Below are 14527 nucleotides of genomic sequence, written 5' to 3'. Positions count from 1 at the left end.
CAATTTAATCCATAAAAAAAGCGTTCTTAAGAACGCTTTTTAATTTTTATTTATTTTCTATACCAGGAGGAAATTTAGAAACAATTTCCTTGACAAATAAATTGACTCTTTCTTCTTTTTTCTTTCTACTTTCATTTCTTAATGCACCTGTACCCACTCCTTGCCAAATTAACTCTTTCTTTTCTTTATCTATAAAATCTATAAAAAGTGTTCCTTCTGTATGCTGAGTTACATTTACATTATTATTCATTCTTCCTCCCCAATAAGGATTCCATCCCCAACCAAATCCGTAACCAAAATTATTCTGATTCACATTAACTTGATTTCTTGCTTTTGTAAAAATACTAACCAATAAATCAGGATTATTAGATAACGTTAATCCTTTTGCTTTTAATTCAGTTTCTACAGCTCTTAAAATTCTTTTTTTGTCTAAGTCAGAAATTTTTGCTTTATCAATTTCTGGTTTATAAAAACCAAAAGTTTTATATTTGTTAAAGTCTACACTTGTATCATAATCTGTAGAAACATTTATAGAGCCACAAGAAACTAATAATAAAACACTAAATAACAATAGAATACTTTTTTTCATAATTTACAGATTTAAGTTATTAATTGTGTTATCTAAACGCTTACCAAGTTATAAAATTACTTCAATACAGTTTTAATTTTAAGTTAAAACATTTAAAACACATTTTTTAATATCCAATAATCATACCGATTTATAATAATGAACGTTAAAATTTTAATTAGATGTCTGTATTTTTAAATTATTTTCTTTACTTGCTTTTCTTCCTTTTAAAAAAAATAAAATAAAAGCTATCATTACAATTCCTAAATAAATAGAAAAACCACCTACTTTACTACTTAATGTTTCTACCAAATCCGTGTAATTTATAAGGTTAGAAATTTTGATGATTCTTAATGCAAAACCAATATTCAGTAAATAAAAACCTATTTTAAATAATTTATTAGTTGCCATTGCTATTTCTGCTTTTTGATTAAAAATATCTAGCATAAATATTTTACTATTTTTAAATAAATTTTGAGAGACTAAAGTTGTAAGTCCGATTGTAATTGGTAAATAAATGATGTACGCAATTAATTCTAATGAAGTGTTCATAATTATTGATTTTTAAAATATTTGTGAATAAAATAAACTGTATAAATATTGATAAAATGAAGTGAAGCAATTACAAGTAATATAAAACTTAATCTACTGCTTAACTCAAGAATAACATCTATATAAGTTGTAATTTCTTTGATTGAATGTAAACTCCAAATTGCCAAACCAATGTTTAATAAATAATAGGCAACTCTTAATAATTTATTGATTCCATTACCATAATTTACATCATCCGGAAAATAACTTAGAATGTATATTTTTCCATTTCTGTAACACCAATTACCTACAAGAATTACAATTGTACTAGACAATAAAATATAGAGTGTGTATGTAATTTGATTCATAGCTTCTTTTTTATAGCTTCTAAAATATACGTCCAAAAAAGAGATAAGATTATTGGTACTGAAACTGCTAAAACTGTTAAGGTTATATCTTCGTCTACTCCCTTATAATAATCAGAAAATGCAAAACAACCTAAAAAATAAAGCATTACTAAACCGAAATAAATTAGGATTCCCTTCTTCCTTTTTTCTTTCATCCTTTTTAACAAAAACAAAATAATCAAAAAAGACACAAGCTGATAAACGCCCACTGCAAATGCAATATAAATAGGATAAAAAATATAATCAACATTAGTAATTGATACTAATAAAGAAATTAGAAACGGGATCATTATAACTCTATTTATCCAACTAATAATTTTATTTATATTTTTCATAGTTTCAGAAATTTTTGAAAGTTTATTTTTAAATTTTTTTACTTTTTTATCATTCTAGTAAAACTAGACATTAACCAATGTTCATCTGCTTTTATAGCCTTATCTAAAATATTATTTACCGTTGTAGTTACAGAAGATAAATCTTCTAATACTTTTTTAAACTGTTCTGCTTCCTCTGTAGAATCATCAATTTTTTGTAAATCATCTAATACTTTTAAAACTGGTTCAATTTCACGTTTTTTACGCTCTTTTGTTATCTGCTTAAACAATTCCCAAATATCTTTATCAGCAACAAAAAACTCTTTTCGCTCGCCTACTACAAATTCTTTACTAACAATTCCCCAATCGATTAAAGCCCTAACATTCATATTTACATTTCCTCTAGAAATCTTCAAAGCTTCCATAATATCTTCTGCAGATAGTGGTTTTGTAGATACTAATAATAAAGCATGTACTTGTGCCATTGTCTTATTAATGCCCCAAGAAGTTGCTAAACTTCCCCAAGTTTGAATGTATTTATTTTTTGCTTCATCTAGTTTCATATGTCAAATATACAATATTTTTCTAAACTTTCAATAATTATTGAAAAATAAATATATTAAAAATTTCATCATAAATTATTACCTTTAAATTAAAATCGAATTAAATGAAATTATTAGGGATAGGTTCTAGAATTGAACATCCTCAATTTGGATTAGGTGTAATTACAAACGTAACTAGCAAACATTATTGGGTTACTTTTATAAAAGACGGATTAGAAACAATAGATATTAATAGCGAGTTTACAATTATTGAAGCTGTAGAAGATGAAGTTGATACAGTTAGTTTTTTTGAAGTAGAAAAAACATTAAAAAATATTTTACAGAAATGGTCTGATGTTACAGAAATTTCTCCGATTGCAGATAGATGGAAAAACGGAACCCTAATTTTTAGACCTGCAGATTCTAAACTAGCGGATAAGGAAATACCTATTGATACTTTTTTTCATAAAATAGTAATGGTAAGAGACAGAATTAGAGTGATGGAACAAAAAATAAATGCAAGTAAAAATTTAGTAGATCAAGAAAAGATAGATTTACAGCAATACATTACTAGAATTTACGGTAGTTTAACCACATTTAATGTACTTTTTAAGTTAAAATCTGATAACTTTGTAGGGGAAAGATCTAAATAAATACTTTTTTTTGCATCTTTTTACAAAGATTTGAGTCTATTATATGAACAATAAAAATAGATATCATGAAAAATAATAATTGTCAATGCAACTGCCAAAGTTGTAAAAAAGGAGATTGTACAAATTGCACTTGCACTAATTGCACATGCACATCTTGTAATTGTTAGTCTAAATTACTAACTTAAATATTGTTATAATAGTTTGTAATTTTATTTTAAAATAAGAATCATTAAAAAATTCATCAAAATATATGACTACAAACCAAGTTTGGACAACATATTCTGAAGATTTAAAAAACTTTATCATCAGCAAAGTAAAAAACATTACAATTGCTGATGATATTTTACAGGATACTTTTATCAAAATTCATACAAAACTAAGCTCTTTAAAAGATGATACAAAACTAAAATCTTGGTGTTTTACAATTGCTAGAAATTCAATTTTAGATTTTTGGAAATCTACAAATCAAACTTTTGAAATTGCTAATTTTGAATCTGATACAGAAATTATAAAAAATGAGCATACAGAAAAAGATTGCTTAAGAGGAATTATAAAAAATCTGCCAAAAAAATACAGAGATCCTTTGTTTTTAGCTGATATAAAAGGATTAAAACAACAAGAAATTGCCAATCAATTACATCAAAGTTTACCTACAACAAAATCTCAAATTCAGCGTGCAAGAAAATTAATAGCAAAAGGTTTTATGGATTGTTGTGGTTTTGTTGTCAATAAAAAAGGTAATTTAGTTGGCGAAATCAAAGACAAAGGAGATTGTAAAGTTTGTAGCTCTTAGTTTTAACAAAATATTCATTCTTTTTTAATAGCTTAGCTACTTTAAATTATAACTCAGTTTTTTATGAAGTATAACTTAGCAAATATGATGTGTTTAGATTTCTTTTTAGCTAATAAAAATGAGCAAGATTATGCGGTACTAAAACAAGACTTAAACCCATCTAAATCTATAAAACTACCAATTATTAGTTTCGATTTATATATTAATTCCTTTGAAGAAGAAGTAAATAATACCACTAGAAAAAACGACATTAATAGAGTAAAAGAGTTTGCTACTAAATTTCAATGGACAAATAATCTTGATGAGATTTTTAAAAATCAATCGTTTGAAGCTATTGTAATCACAAATAAAAAACAAGAGATTATATGGGTAAATGATGGATTTAAAAAAATGACAGGTTTTAACAGAAATTATGCTTTTAACAAAACACCCTCTTTTTTACAAGGTATAGATACTTCTAAAAAAACAAAAGCAGAAATTAAAAGAAAGTTATCAGAAAACAAACCATTTAAAGAAGTTGTTTTAAATTACAAAAAAGATAAAACTCCCTATAAGTGCGAGATAAACATTTTTCCTCTATATTATAAAAACACAACCCATTTTATAGCTTTAGAAAGAGCTATTTAGATTTTCTTATCTTTATAGAACTATAATTTTAGTATTTTATTCTTGCTTTATTAACATAGTACATCATTTTTTTTATTTACTTTCGAGTGGTAACTCAATAACTAAAAATTTAAACAAAATGCAAAAACTTAAAAAAGAAGATATAAATCAAGAAGTATTTGACTTGTATGATGATTATGCACATAATAAAATTGATAGAAAAGAGTTTATAAAAAGGTTATCTTTATATGCTGTTGGTGCCATTACTTTACCAGCTTTATTAAGTTTTATTTCACCTAATTATGAGGATTCTATTGTTGTAAAACTTGACGACCCAAAATTAAAAAACGAAACTATTTCTTACGAATCTCCTAAAGGAGGAAAAGTTATTAAAGGTCAACTTTCTATCTTAAACGACACTACAGAAAAATTACCTGGTGTTATTGTTGTTCATGAAAACAGAGGATTAAATCCGTACATAAAAGATGTTGGTAGAAGAACAGCTTTAGAGGGCTTTATTGCTTTAGCTCCAGATGCACTATCACCTATGGGTGGTTATCCTGGTAATGATGATAAAGGTAGAGAAATGCAAAGAAAAAGAGATCAAACAGAAATGTTAGAAGATTTTATTGCAGGTTATAATTACTTAAAAAATCACAAAGATTGTAATGGAAAAGTAGCCGTTGTTGGTTTTTGTTTTGGTGGATGGATTTCTAATATGATGGCTGTAAGAATACCTGAGTTAGCTGCTGCAGTTCCTTATTATGGTAGACAACCTAAAAAAGAAGATGCTGCAAAAATTAAAGCTCCATTATTATTACAATATGCTGGTTTAGACAAAAGAGTAAATGCAGGTTGGCCTGATTTTGAAACTGTTTTAAAAGCTAATAACATAGAACACGAAGCTCATTTTTACCCAGAAGTAAACCATGGTTTCCATAACAATACAACACCAAGATATGATGAAGAATCTGCAGATTTATCTTGGGAAAGAACTATTGCATTTTTTAATAAACATTTAAAAGGATAATATTTTTATCTAGGAACATTTATTTCGCTACCTAAAAATAAAGCATTTAAAAACAACTTATTAGTACCATACCAAGCTCCTCGAAAGTTAGGGTTGTCTGCAAACATAACAGCTCTACCTCTTCCTATAGGACTTACTAATAAGGAAGCAGATGGTTTAATAAAAGTTTCTAAATTTCTCTTAGAAATAAAACCATCTATATGAGGATTTTTTGCATATTTAGCAATTGTTGAATATGCATTTTTGCTTGGTGCTAAAAATACCATATTATTCTTATAAACAGGTAAATTAGCATTACGATAACCAAATCCTAAAGGATGAGTAACATCTAAATCTACCATAAAAATAGCTCCTCCTAAACGTTCTCTGCCAGAATGCTCAGATGCTTCTACAAATGGTAACCTTTTAGTTTCTTGCTCTTTTTCTTTCGACTTAGATTCTTTTACCAAACTTTCTTTTACCATTTTTTTATCAATTAACCACTTAGAACCTCCTGCTATAGTAATTAAAGTATTTCCTTTTGATGCCCAAGTTTTTAATGTCTGTCTTTGTATAGAATCTAATTCATTATAATTACCAGAAACCATAACTAATGTATTATATGCGTCTAAATTGGCTCTTTTATAATTAGCCATTCGTATTTTTGTAATTGGCATATGTATACGTGTATCTAACAAATGCCAAACTTCTCCTGCTTCGTTAGAGTTCACTCCCTCTCCTATTAACATTGCTACTTTAGGTGTTTTTAAAACCCTAAAATTATTGCTACCTAAATCAATTCCTTTTAAACTATATCCACTATCAGCACCAAATACAGGTATATTAAATCTTTGTTGTGCTTCTTTTATAATATTAAAAACCTCTTCATCCGTTTTTTCTTGTTTACTTACAGCAATTAACAAACTACCATAATTAAAACTTTTATTTCCTAGAGAAGTATTTATAGAAAAAGGCTTAAACGCGGATGCTACTTTTAATCCTTTTGATTGCATATAATACAAAGCGGCTGGTGTATTATAATCATCCCAATCTATTAAATATGAATATTGAGATTTTTTAATCTTAGAATTCACAACCAAATCTTCTGTTGTAGAAATTTGTGTTCCTAATTTTATAGACTTAACTCCTTTATATTTTATATTATAAAAATTTGCAAGACTCCAAGCAGAAGCATCATAATAAACACTATCTCTGTATTTATCATAAGTTTCAAACATTGTTTGTACCATTCTACGTTGTGGTTGCTGTAGAGGAACGGTATAAGTATCACCTTTTTTGTACACTTCTATTTTATGTGTTAATAATTGATCTATAAATTCCTTTTCTCTATTCTTATCATATTTTTCTTGAAACTCATAACCTACAAAACCTGATTTATCTTTTTTATTTACTGCAGATTTAAAGAAATTTTGTTGATATTTTTTTAAATACGCTTTATTTTCAACGGCTGCTTTTATTGTAGCAAAACCTGATGTATATTGATTTCTAATTGTAAATGCAAAAGTTATTTTTCCGTAATCTGTATCTTGCACATGACCTCTAGAACTTGCTTGTTCAAAAAGCAAAGCCAAACCACCTTGTAAATCTGGATATGAAGAACCGTAACCAGGATATGTTCCATCAAAAGATTCTTTTGTATAATATAACGAACCAATTTTATCTAGAGCATCACTAAAATAAGGAGCAAATAAGTTGTTTAAATCTTCATAATTTTCTTTTGGCATTATAGGATCTAAAGAACCAATAGGCTTCATTGGCTCAAAAAAATGATGACTATTTGTACCCATTTCATGAAAATCTGTAACCACATTAGGATACCAAGAATGCATCCATTTTAGTTTACCTTTACTTTCTGGATGAACCGCCATTAACCAATCTCTATTTAAATCAAACCAATAATGATTTGTTCTTCCTCTTGGCCATGCCTCTGTATGTTCTGCATCAATATTATCTGAAACTAATGTTTTTGCTTGATATTGATTTGCCCATTGTGTATGCCTATCTCTACCGTCTGGATTAATGGTAGGGTCTATAAAAATAACAGACTTTTCTAAATAATTTTTAACCTCTGTACTATTTGAAGCTACTAAAGTATACGCTGTTAACAATGCTGCTTCAGAACTTGATGGTTCATTACCATGTACATTATATCCTAACTGAATTATTACAGGAACTTCATCATAATTTGTAGGATTAATCTCAGTATTTACGAATTGTAGATGTTCAGATTTAATTTTGGCTAAATTTTTTAAATTCTCTGGTGAGGTAACAGCAAACATTACAAGTTTTCTTTTTTCATGGGTTTTTCCATAAATTTCTATAGAAGCTCTATCGGATACTTCTGCCAATTTTGTTAAGTAAGCTACAATTAAATCGTGTCTTGTATGATGCTCTCCAATACCATAACCTAAAAATTCTTCTGGTGTAGGAATTTTACTATCAAAAGGAGCTTTATCTTTAAAATAGTAATCTTGACTTATTATATTTTGAATGAATAAAATTGAAAAAAATATAACAAAATAATATTTTTTATGCAGCATAATTACAAAAAGGTTAGTTTTATTGCTTTAAAAGTAAACATTATATCTAAAAAACCATAAAATAATTGTTAATTATTTTAGTTAGATTTATTAGTTGATAATTATCAAAATTCTCAATTTCACTTTAATTTCTTTACTTTTATCCTTTTAAATTTTTAAAGTGAAAAAGAAACCTCTTATTAGTAAAGAATTAGAAAACTTTTACAACAAAGCTTCCGAAGAAACCAGACTCGAAAAAGGCATGGGAATCTTTGAATTTGAACGTATAAAAAATCTCATACAACAACATATAAAAAAACCAAATTCTACAATTATTGATGTTGGTGGCGGTACTGGTAAATATTCTGAGTGGTTAGCAAAAAACAATCATACTGTTCATTTGGTAGAACCTGTTTTAAAACATATTAAATTAGCCGAAAAAAGAGCCAAAAAGCTTAAAAACCCATTTTCTGTTGCAATTGGTGAAGCTAAAAAACTACCTTTTAAAGACAATACTGCAGATTTGGTAATTTTACACGGACCTTTATATCATCTTCAAAAAAGAGAAGATAGAGTTGCTGCCATTACAGAAGCTAAGAGAGTACTTAAAAAAGGCGGAATGATTTTAGGATTCGCAATTAACGCAACCGCTTCTACCGTAGTTGGCTTAATGAATGGAATGATACATGCTAACTCATTTTTTGATATGTGTAAAGAAGAATTAACTACAGGTATTCATAATGCTCCCAAAGATTTTCCTTTTTTATTAGCGGATGCTTTTTATCATAAACCACAAGATTTAAAAGCAGAATTTTTAGAGCAAAACCTCAACTTTATTAACCTATTTGCAGTAGAAGGAATAATTTGGTTAGACAACGAATATTTTGCTAATATGCTAGACAAAAAGAAATCTAAAACTTTAAAAGCATTACAAAGCCTTACTCAAAACGATGAATATTTATTACCTTTTAGCCCTCACATGATGATTGCAGTAAAAAAATAACAAACTTATTTTTACGAATTACATTTTTAAAAAGCTGATTTATAACTATCTTAAAATAAACCTTACATAAAATTATTCTTTTCATTATTTTTGATGTTACTTTTAATTATTTTGTGTGTCTAACAGATATATAATTAAAACAAAAATACAATCATGAAAAAAACACAATTTATACTATCTTTAATATTCATTTTTTTAGTTTCTATTTCTTATGCACAAGATGTAAATTATAAAAACAAAACCTATACCGTTAAAGGTAAATCTATTTATTTAGCCAAAGAAAACATAACTGAAAAGTTAAATGAAGATGCTAAAAAAGAAATTTTTTTAGCTAATAAAATAAATGTAGATAAAGCTAAAAAGATAGCAAAAGATGAAAAAAAATTAAAGCAAGCTGAGAAAAAAGCTAAAAAAGTAGAGAAAGCTTTAAAAACAAAAGCGAAGGCACAGAATAGTTTAAAAAAAGCTAAGAAAAAATTAAACAACGCTATTAAAAAGCACCAAAGCTTTAAGATTAAAGGAGATTTATCTCCTAATGATTCTAAAAAATGGCTTAGTAAAATAGAGAAATACAAAAATAACGTAGAAAAAGCTGAAAAACGTCTAGCAAAATCTTAATAAATTTTTCTACAGCTATTAAAAAAAAGTTCAGGTTTGTTTAAACCTGAACCTTTTTCTTTTCAATAAAAAATTACTTATATTTTATCTTCTTCTCTTTTTAGAAGTACTTCTAGTTACTTTTTTCTTCCTTCTATTAAAAGGAACAGCATCATCAAAAGTATTTTTTGCTTCTTTTGCTTTTTTATTTTTCTGCCAAGAATTAGTTTCCGGCAACAACACTTTTAGTAAATCTTGTCTTCCTACTTTATTTAACGTATTACGAATCCAATCTTTGTTTTCTTTCTTATACCAAAAGAAAAATTTATGTTGATCTTCTCTCTCTTTTTTAGTTTTTGGAGTTTTTGTTGGCTTTAGGGTATAAGGATGATATCCTGAATAATAAATAACCGTAGCAACCGTCATTGGAGTTGGTGTAAAACCTTGTACTTGCTCTAACTGAAAGCCCATATCTTTGGTTTCTGCCGCTAAATTCGCCATATCTTCTACCTCACTTGCTGGGTGACTAGAAATGAAATAAGGAATTAATTGAAGGTTCAATCTTTTCTTAACATTTATCTTATCAAAACGATCTTTAAACATGTGAAAATATTTAAAAGACGGTTTACGCATCAACTTTAAAACTGGGTCAGATGTATGTTCTGGCGCCACTTTTAAACGACCAGAAACATGTTTAGACATTACCTCTTCTGTGTACGCATCCAACTCTTTTGCATCTGCATTTTTATTGAATTCAGGCACTAACATATCGTGTCTAATTCCACTACCAATAAAAGATTTTTTAATCTTCGGATGTTTATCAACTGCTTGATATAACTCTGTTAAAGGCTTATGGGAAGTATCTAAATTAGAACAAATTACTGGAGATATACAAGAAGGTGCAACACATTTATCACAAATTTCTTGCACTTTCCCTTTCATCTGATACATATTAGCAGATGGCCCACCAATGTCAGATAAATAACCTTTAAAGTCTGGCATATTTGCCACTTTATCTACTTCTTTTAAAACAGATTCTTGACTTCTACTTGCTATAAACTTACCTTGATGTGCAGAAATTGTACAAAAACTACAACCACCAAAACACCCTCTGTGAATGTTGATAGAAAACTTAATCATTTCAAACGCAGGTATTGGTCCACGTTTGTCATATTTTGGATGCGGTAAACGCGTATAAGGCAAATCAAAAGATCCATCAATTTCCTTTTCAGTCATTGTTGGATAAGGCGGATTAATCACTAAAGTATTATCTCCTATTTCTTGTAAAATTCTACGCGCTTTTAACTTATTAGATTCTTGCTCAATAACTTTAAAGTTAGATGCAAATGTTTTTTTATCCTTTAAACAAGCTTCATGAGAATTGATTGTAACATCTTGCCAATCATTAATTACCGGAATTTTCTCTTCCTTTTGATTGATTAAAACTGCTGTTTGTTTAATATTTTTTAAACTAGAAAACGGAACACCTTTTTGTAATAGCTCTACAATTTCTCGTAAAGGTTGCTCTCCCATTCCGTACACCAACATATCTGCTTTAGAAGTTTCTAAAATAGATGGCAATAACTTATCCGACCAATAATCATAATGAGTTACACGTCTTAAAGAAGCTTCAATTCCACCAATTAAAACAGGCACATCAGGAAATTTTTCTTTTAATATTTTAGAGTAAACAGAGGTTGCATAATCTGGTCTAAAACCTTTATCACCATTTGGTGTATATGCATCTTTATCTCGTCGTTTTTTACTTGCTGTGTAATTAGAAACCATCGGATCCATACAACCACCTGTTGCAGCAAAAAACAAACGAGGTTTTCCTAATTTCTCAAAATCTTGTAAATTATCATTTACACTTGGTTGTGGTACAATTGCAACACGTAAACCATAACTTTCTAAAATACGACCAATTACTGCAGGCCCAAATGATGGATGATCTACATAAGCGTCTCCGCTAAATAAAATAACGTCTAATTCTTCCCAACCACGAATCTTAACTTCTTTGTTTGTAGTTGGTAACCAATCCGTTAATTGATGTTTTTTAGTTTCTTGCATAGTTTGCAAAAATACAAGAATTTTAATTGATAGAAATATTTATTTAATAATAGTCATCAACTTTATTAAAATTCAATTTACAAATCTTCAACCTTTATCAGTTCAATAATTTTACTCTTAATTTTTAACGATATTTAGCAATAAAACAACACTTAAATGTTAAATTATTAATTTTAAAAAGTTTTCTTCTTTTATATTCACTTTAAAATCATTATTTTTGGTAAACCAGATTGGTTATCCAATTATTATAACCAACTAAAAATCAACCAAAAATTTTTATTCATGAAAAAAAATTCCCCTCAGTTTAGCAATCTTATAAAAACATTTTGCTTTATCTTGTTTGTCTCAATTTCAAACAATCTTATGTCTCAAACTTACAGCGATGCAGATGATCTTGCTGATGCTGTTAACAACTCTACAAACGGAGGAACCTTTATTGTTGCAAATGGTTCTTATAACGATTTTGAAGTCTCTTTTGAAAAAATTGCAACAGAAGAAAACCCAATTATAGTTAAGGCAGAAACTATTGGTGGTGTAACTCTTACAGGCGAATCTCTATTTAGATTTAAAAAGTCTGCTTACATAACTCTAGAAGGTTTTATAATTAATGCAACAGGTGAAGATACTTTAGTTAAACTAGAAGGTTGTAATAATATTAGAATTACTAGAAATATTTTTGAACTTGCTACAACAGAGTCTATAAAATGGGTTTATATTGGTGGTGTTTGGGATGATGATACCTATCCGTTTCAATACCCAAGTCACCATAATAGAATTGATCATAATGTTTTTCAGAATAAAAACACTCCTGGTCATTATATTACTATTGATGGTAGCACAGATGAAAGTACTGATGTAGCCTATCAATCTCAATACGATAGAATTGATCATAATTATTTTAAAAACAACAGTCCAAGAGCTGTAAACGAACAAGAGTCAATTAGAGTTGGTTGGAGCGAAATGTCGGCTTCAAGCGGATATACAACTGTAGAATTTAATTTATTTGAAGAATGTGATGGAGACCCAGAGATTGTTTCTATAAAGTCGAGTGATAATATAATTAGGCATAATACTTTCTTAAAAAGTTACGGAACTTTATCTTTAAGACACGGAAACCGAAATCATGTAGAAAGTAACTATTTTTTTGGAGGAGACAAAGAAATTGGCACTTCTCCAGATGGTGCAACGCTTTATACTGGCGGAATTAGAATCTACGGAAAAGACCATGTAATTATCAACAACTATATGCAAGGTTTAAATGGAACAAAATGGGACGCTCCTATAACATTAACACTTGGTGATGCTGTTGAAGGAAACTCTAATTTAACCAAGCATTTTAGGGCAGATAATGTGTTAATTGCATATAATACTTTAGTTAACAACAGTCATGGAATTGAAATTGGTTTTGATAATAATGGTAGCTACAGTAAAGATTTAAAAGATATTATAATATCCAATAATTTAATTACAGGTTCAGAAAATTCTTTGGTAGCTATTAAGAATGATAATGATCAAGGAGATAATATCACTTGGACTAACAACTTATTTCATCCAACAGGTACAGCAATAACAATAGAAGATGCAACGATTACTTCATTTACACCTACAATGGTTACTGATGAAAACCCTTATTTAACCTCAACAACTTATAATGATTATAGTGTATGGAAAACAACAGAAACAAGTCCATTATATGAAAATGCTGTTAATTCCGAATCTATAAATGAAGATATCGAAGGACAACCAAGATCTACAAATAGCAACCCAGGAGCAGATCATTTTAGTACAGAATCAGAAAGATATATGCCTTTAACTCCTTCTGATGTTGGACCTAATGCATATGAAGTTGATGACGATTCAGAGAGTTTATACCTTTCTACTATTACAGTATTTAGTGCAGAACAAGAAACACAAACAGTTACAGTTACCGCAAATGTAGATTGGTCTGTTAGCAGTGATAGTGATTGGATTACAATATCTCCAAACACAGGTTCTAATAATGGTTCTTTTGATATCACTGTTTCCGAAAACACAGATTACACAGAAAGAACAGGTGTAGTAACAATTATTGGAGGAGATTTAACGAGATTAATTAACGTAACACAAGCTGCAGCAGATATTAAATCTAATCTAATATTAATTAATGATGCTTCTGAGAATGACAATGTTATAATTAACTATGTTTTTGATGAAGAAGTTACCGATACAAAAAATAATATCGCAGAACATAGTTTAGATAAAGATTTTGATACACAATGGTCTGGAAAAGGAATTGGTGGAGAAATTATTTACGATCTTGGTGGAACATTCGATCTACAATTAGTAGACTTTGCTTCTACCGATGGAAAAACGTACGAATTTCAAATATGGGTTTCTAAAACAGGTACAGCTGCTTCAGATTTTACAAATGCTTATGATACAGATGATAATTTAGTGAGTAATTCTGATGGAACTTTTAAAAGCTACCTGTTCCCTGTAGTCGCAGAAAATACTAAATATGTAAAAATTATTGGTTATGGTCAACCTTCTAGACCTAGCGAATGGAATACAATTACAGAAATAGAATTTTATGCAACCTCTACTCTATCTATAAATAATACAATTTTAGAGAATAACATTACTTTATATCCAAACCCTGTTAGTAATATTTTAAATATAAAAGTAGGCTTACAAAGTATAAATCTAATTCAGTTATATAACACAAACGGAGTAAAAGTATTAGAATCTAAAATCGGAAATGAAGATACTGACATTAATATTGATGTATCTAAACTTGCTAAAGGCACATATTTTGTAATGATTTCTAACAACAACTCTAAAGTATCTAAAACGATAGTTATTAAATAAATTTCACAGGCTACAAAAAGTTTAAAGAAAAATTAGTGTTTTAATAA

Annotated in this window: 14 protein-coding genes; 7 read left to right on the top strand and 7 right to left on the bottom strand. The window is 28.3% G+C overall.

Annotated elements, in window-relative coordinates; translation table 11 throughout:
- Positions 1-46 precede the first annotated feature (46 nt).
- The 5 genes from ACJJVY_RS11395 to ACJJVY_RS11375 form a co-directional block, all read right to left on the bottom strand.
- Complete coding sequence (locus tag ACJJVY_RS11395) at positions 47-589, bottom strand: DUF4136 domain-containing protein (RefSeq protein ID WP_405608495.1); 543 nt, start codon at positions 587-589, stop codon at positions 47-49.
- 153 nt (positions 590-742) lie between these two features.
- Complete coding sequence (locus ACJJVY_RS11390; protein ID WP_405608492.1) at positions 743-1120, bottom strand: hypothetical protein; 378 nt, start codon at positions 1118-1120, stop codon at positions 743-745.
- 2 nt (positions 1121-1122) lie between these two features.
- Complete coding sequence (locus tag ACJJVY_RS11385; RefSeq protein WP_405608489.1) at positions 1123-1467, bottom strand: hypothetical protein; 345 nt, start codon at positions 1465-1467, stop codon at positions 1123-1125.
- Entirely contained in the window at positions 1464-1661 is a 198-nt protein-coding gene (locus ACJJVY_RS11380) for a hypothetical protein (protein ID WP_405608486.1), read from the bottom strand. Before ACJJVY_RS11380 ends, ACJJVY_RS11385 begins: the two co-directional genes overlap by 4 nt.
- Positions 1662-1879: 218 nt before the next feature.
- Entirely contained in the window at positions 1880-2383 is a 504-nt protein-coding gene (locus ACJJVY_RS11375; protein WP_405608483.1) for a GbsR/MarR family transcriptional regulator, read from the bottom strand.
- A 104-nt stretch (positions 2384-2487) separates the two neighbouring features.
- Here ACJJVY_RS11375 and ACJJVY_RS11370 point away from each other — a divergent pair, with 104 nt between their 5' ends.
- From ACJJVY_RS11370 to ACJJVY_RS11355, 4 genes are all read left to right on the top strand, one after another.
- Positions 2488-3015 carry a hypothetical protein gene (locus ACJJVY_RS11370; protein ID WP_405608480.1) on the top strand — a complete coding sequence of 176 codons (528 nt, stop codon included), beginning with the start codon at positions 2488-2490 and terminating at the stop codon, positions 3013-3015.
- A gap of 250 nt (positions 3016-3265) precedes the next feature.
- A complete protein-coding gene (locus tag ACJJVY_RS11365) occupies positions 3266-3808 on the top strand; it encodes a sigma-70 family RNA polymerase sigma factor (protein ID WP_405608477.1) in 543 nt (180 codons plus the stop codon).
- Positions 3809-3871: 63 nt separating this feature from the next.
- On the top strand, positions 3872-4435 hold the full coding sequence (locus ACJJVY_RS11360; RefSeq protein WP_405608474.1) for a PAS domain-containing protein: 564 nt from the start codon (positions 3872-3874) through the stop codon (positions 4433-4435).
- A 118-nt stretch (positions 4436-4553) separates the two neighbouring features.
- Positions 4554-5444: a dienelactone hydrolase family protein gene (locus ACJJVY_RS11355; RefSeq protein ID WP_405608471.1), complete on the top strand. Its 891-nt coding sequence runs from the start codon at positions 4554-4556 to the stop codon at positions 5442-5444.
- Between the two features lie 5 nt (positions 5445-5449).
- Here the strand turns inward: ACJJVY_RS11355 and ACJJVY_RS11350 are convergent, their stop codons facing one another.
- Entirely contained in the window at positions 5450-7984 is a 2535-nt protein-coding gene (locus tag ACJJVY_RS11350; protein WP_405608468.1) for a M14 family zinc carboxypeptidase, read from the bottom strand.
- A gap of 160 nt (positions 7985-8144) precedes the next feature.
- On the opposite strand from ACJJVY_RS11350, the gene ACJJVY_RS11345 reads away from it, so the two are divergent.
- Both ACJJVY_RS11345 and ACJJVY_RS11340 read left to right on the top strand, forming a co-directional pair.
- Positions 8145-8966, top strand: a complete 822-nt coding sequence (locus ACJJVY_RS11345) for a class I SAM-dependent methyltransferase (RefSeq protein WP_405608465.1) — start codon at positions 8145-8147, stop codon at positions 8964-8966.
- Positions 8967-9119: 153 nt separating this feature from the next.
- Positions 9120-9584, top strand: a complete 465-nt coding sequence (locus tag ACJJVY_RS11340) for a hypothetical protein (RefSeq protein WP_405608462.1) — start codon at positions 9120-9122, stop codon at positions 9582-9584.
- 84 nt (positions 9585-9668) lie between these two features.
- Here the strand turns inward: ACJJVY_RS11340 and ACJJVY_RS11335 are convergent, their stop codons facing one another.
- Complete coding sequence (locus ACJJVY_RS11335; RefSeq protein ID WP_405608459.1) at positions 9669-11633, bottom strand: YgiQ family radical SAM protein; 1965 nt, start codon at positions 11631-11633, stop codon at positions 9669-9671.
- Between the two features lie 363 nt (positions 11634-11996).
- On the opposite strand from ACJJVY_RS11335, the gene ACJJVY_RS11330 reads away from it, so the two are divergent.
- The gene (locus tag ACJJVY_RS11330) at positions 11997-14480 is read left to right on the top strand and encodes a chondroitinase-B domain-containing protein (protein WP_405608456.1); all 2484 of its coding nucleotides are present in this window, start codon (positions 11997-11999) and stop codon (positions 14478-14480) included.
- Positions 14481-14527 lie beyond the last annotated feature (47 nt).

The organism is Polaribacter sp. Asnod1-A03, assembly GCF_045063585.1.
In the GTDB taxonomy this organism is placed as follows: Bacteria; Bacteroidota; Bacteroidia; order Flavobacteriales; family Flavobacteriaceae; genus Polaribacter.
This window is presented reverse-complemented; position numbering and strand designations above follow the sequence as displayed.

Coding starts and splice junctions, on each gene's coding strand:
- ACJJVY_RS11395 (WP_405608495.1), bottom strand. CDS start 589: ATGAAAAAAAGTATTCTATTGTTATTTAGTGTTTTATTATTAGTTTCT.
- ACJJVY_RS11390 (WP_405608492.1), bottom strand. CDS start 1,120: ATGAACACTTCATTAGAATTAATTGCGTACATCATTTATTTACCAATT.
- ACJJVY_RS11385 (WP_405608489.1), bottom strand. CDS start 1,467: ATGAATCAAATTACATACACACTCTATATTTTATTGTCTAGTACAATT.
- ACJJVY_RS11380 (WP_405608486.1), bottom strand. CDS start 1,661: ATGAAAGAAAAAAGGAAGAAGGGAATCCTAATTTATTTCGGTTTAGTA.
- ACJJVY_RS11375 (WP_405608483.1), bottom strand. CDS start 2,383: ATGAAACTAGATGAAGCAAAAAATAAATACATTCAAACTTGGGGAAGT.
- ACJJVY_RS11370 (WP_405608480.1), top strand. CDS start 2,488: ATGAAATTATTAGGGATAGGTTCTAGAATTGAACATCCTCAATTTGGA.
- ACJJVY_RS11365 (WP_405608477.1), top strand. CDS start 3,266: ATGACTACAAACCAAGTTTGGACAACATATTCTGAAGATTTAAAAAAC.
- ACJJVY_RS11360 (WP_405608474.1), top strand. CDS start 3,872: ATGAAGTATAACTTAGCAAATATGATGTGTTTAGATTTCTTTTTAGCT.
- ACJJVY_RS11355 (WP_405608471.1), top strand. CDS start 4,554: ATGCAAAAACTTAAAAAAGAAGATATAAATCAAGAAGTATTTGACTTG.
- ACJJVY_RS11350 (WP_405608468.1), bottom strand. CDS start 7,984: ATGCTGCATAAAAAATATTATTTTGTTATATTTTTTTCAATTTTATTC.
- ACJJVY_RS11340 (WP_405608462.1), top strand. CDS start 9,120: ATGAAAAAAACACAATTTATACTATCTTTAATATTCATTTTTTTAGTT.
- ACJJVY_RS11335 (WP_405608459.1), bottom strand. CDS start 11,633: ATGCAAGAAACTAAAAAACATCAATTAACGGATTGGTTACCAACTACA.
- ACJJVY_RS11330 (WP_405608456.1), top strand. CDS start 11,997: ATGTCTCAAACTTACAGCGATGCAGATGATCTTGCTGATGCTGTTAAC.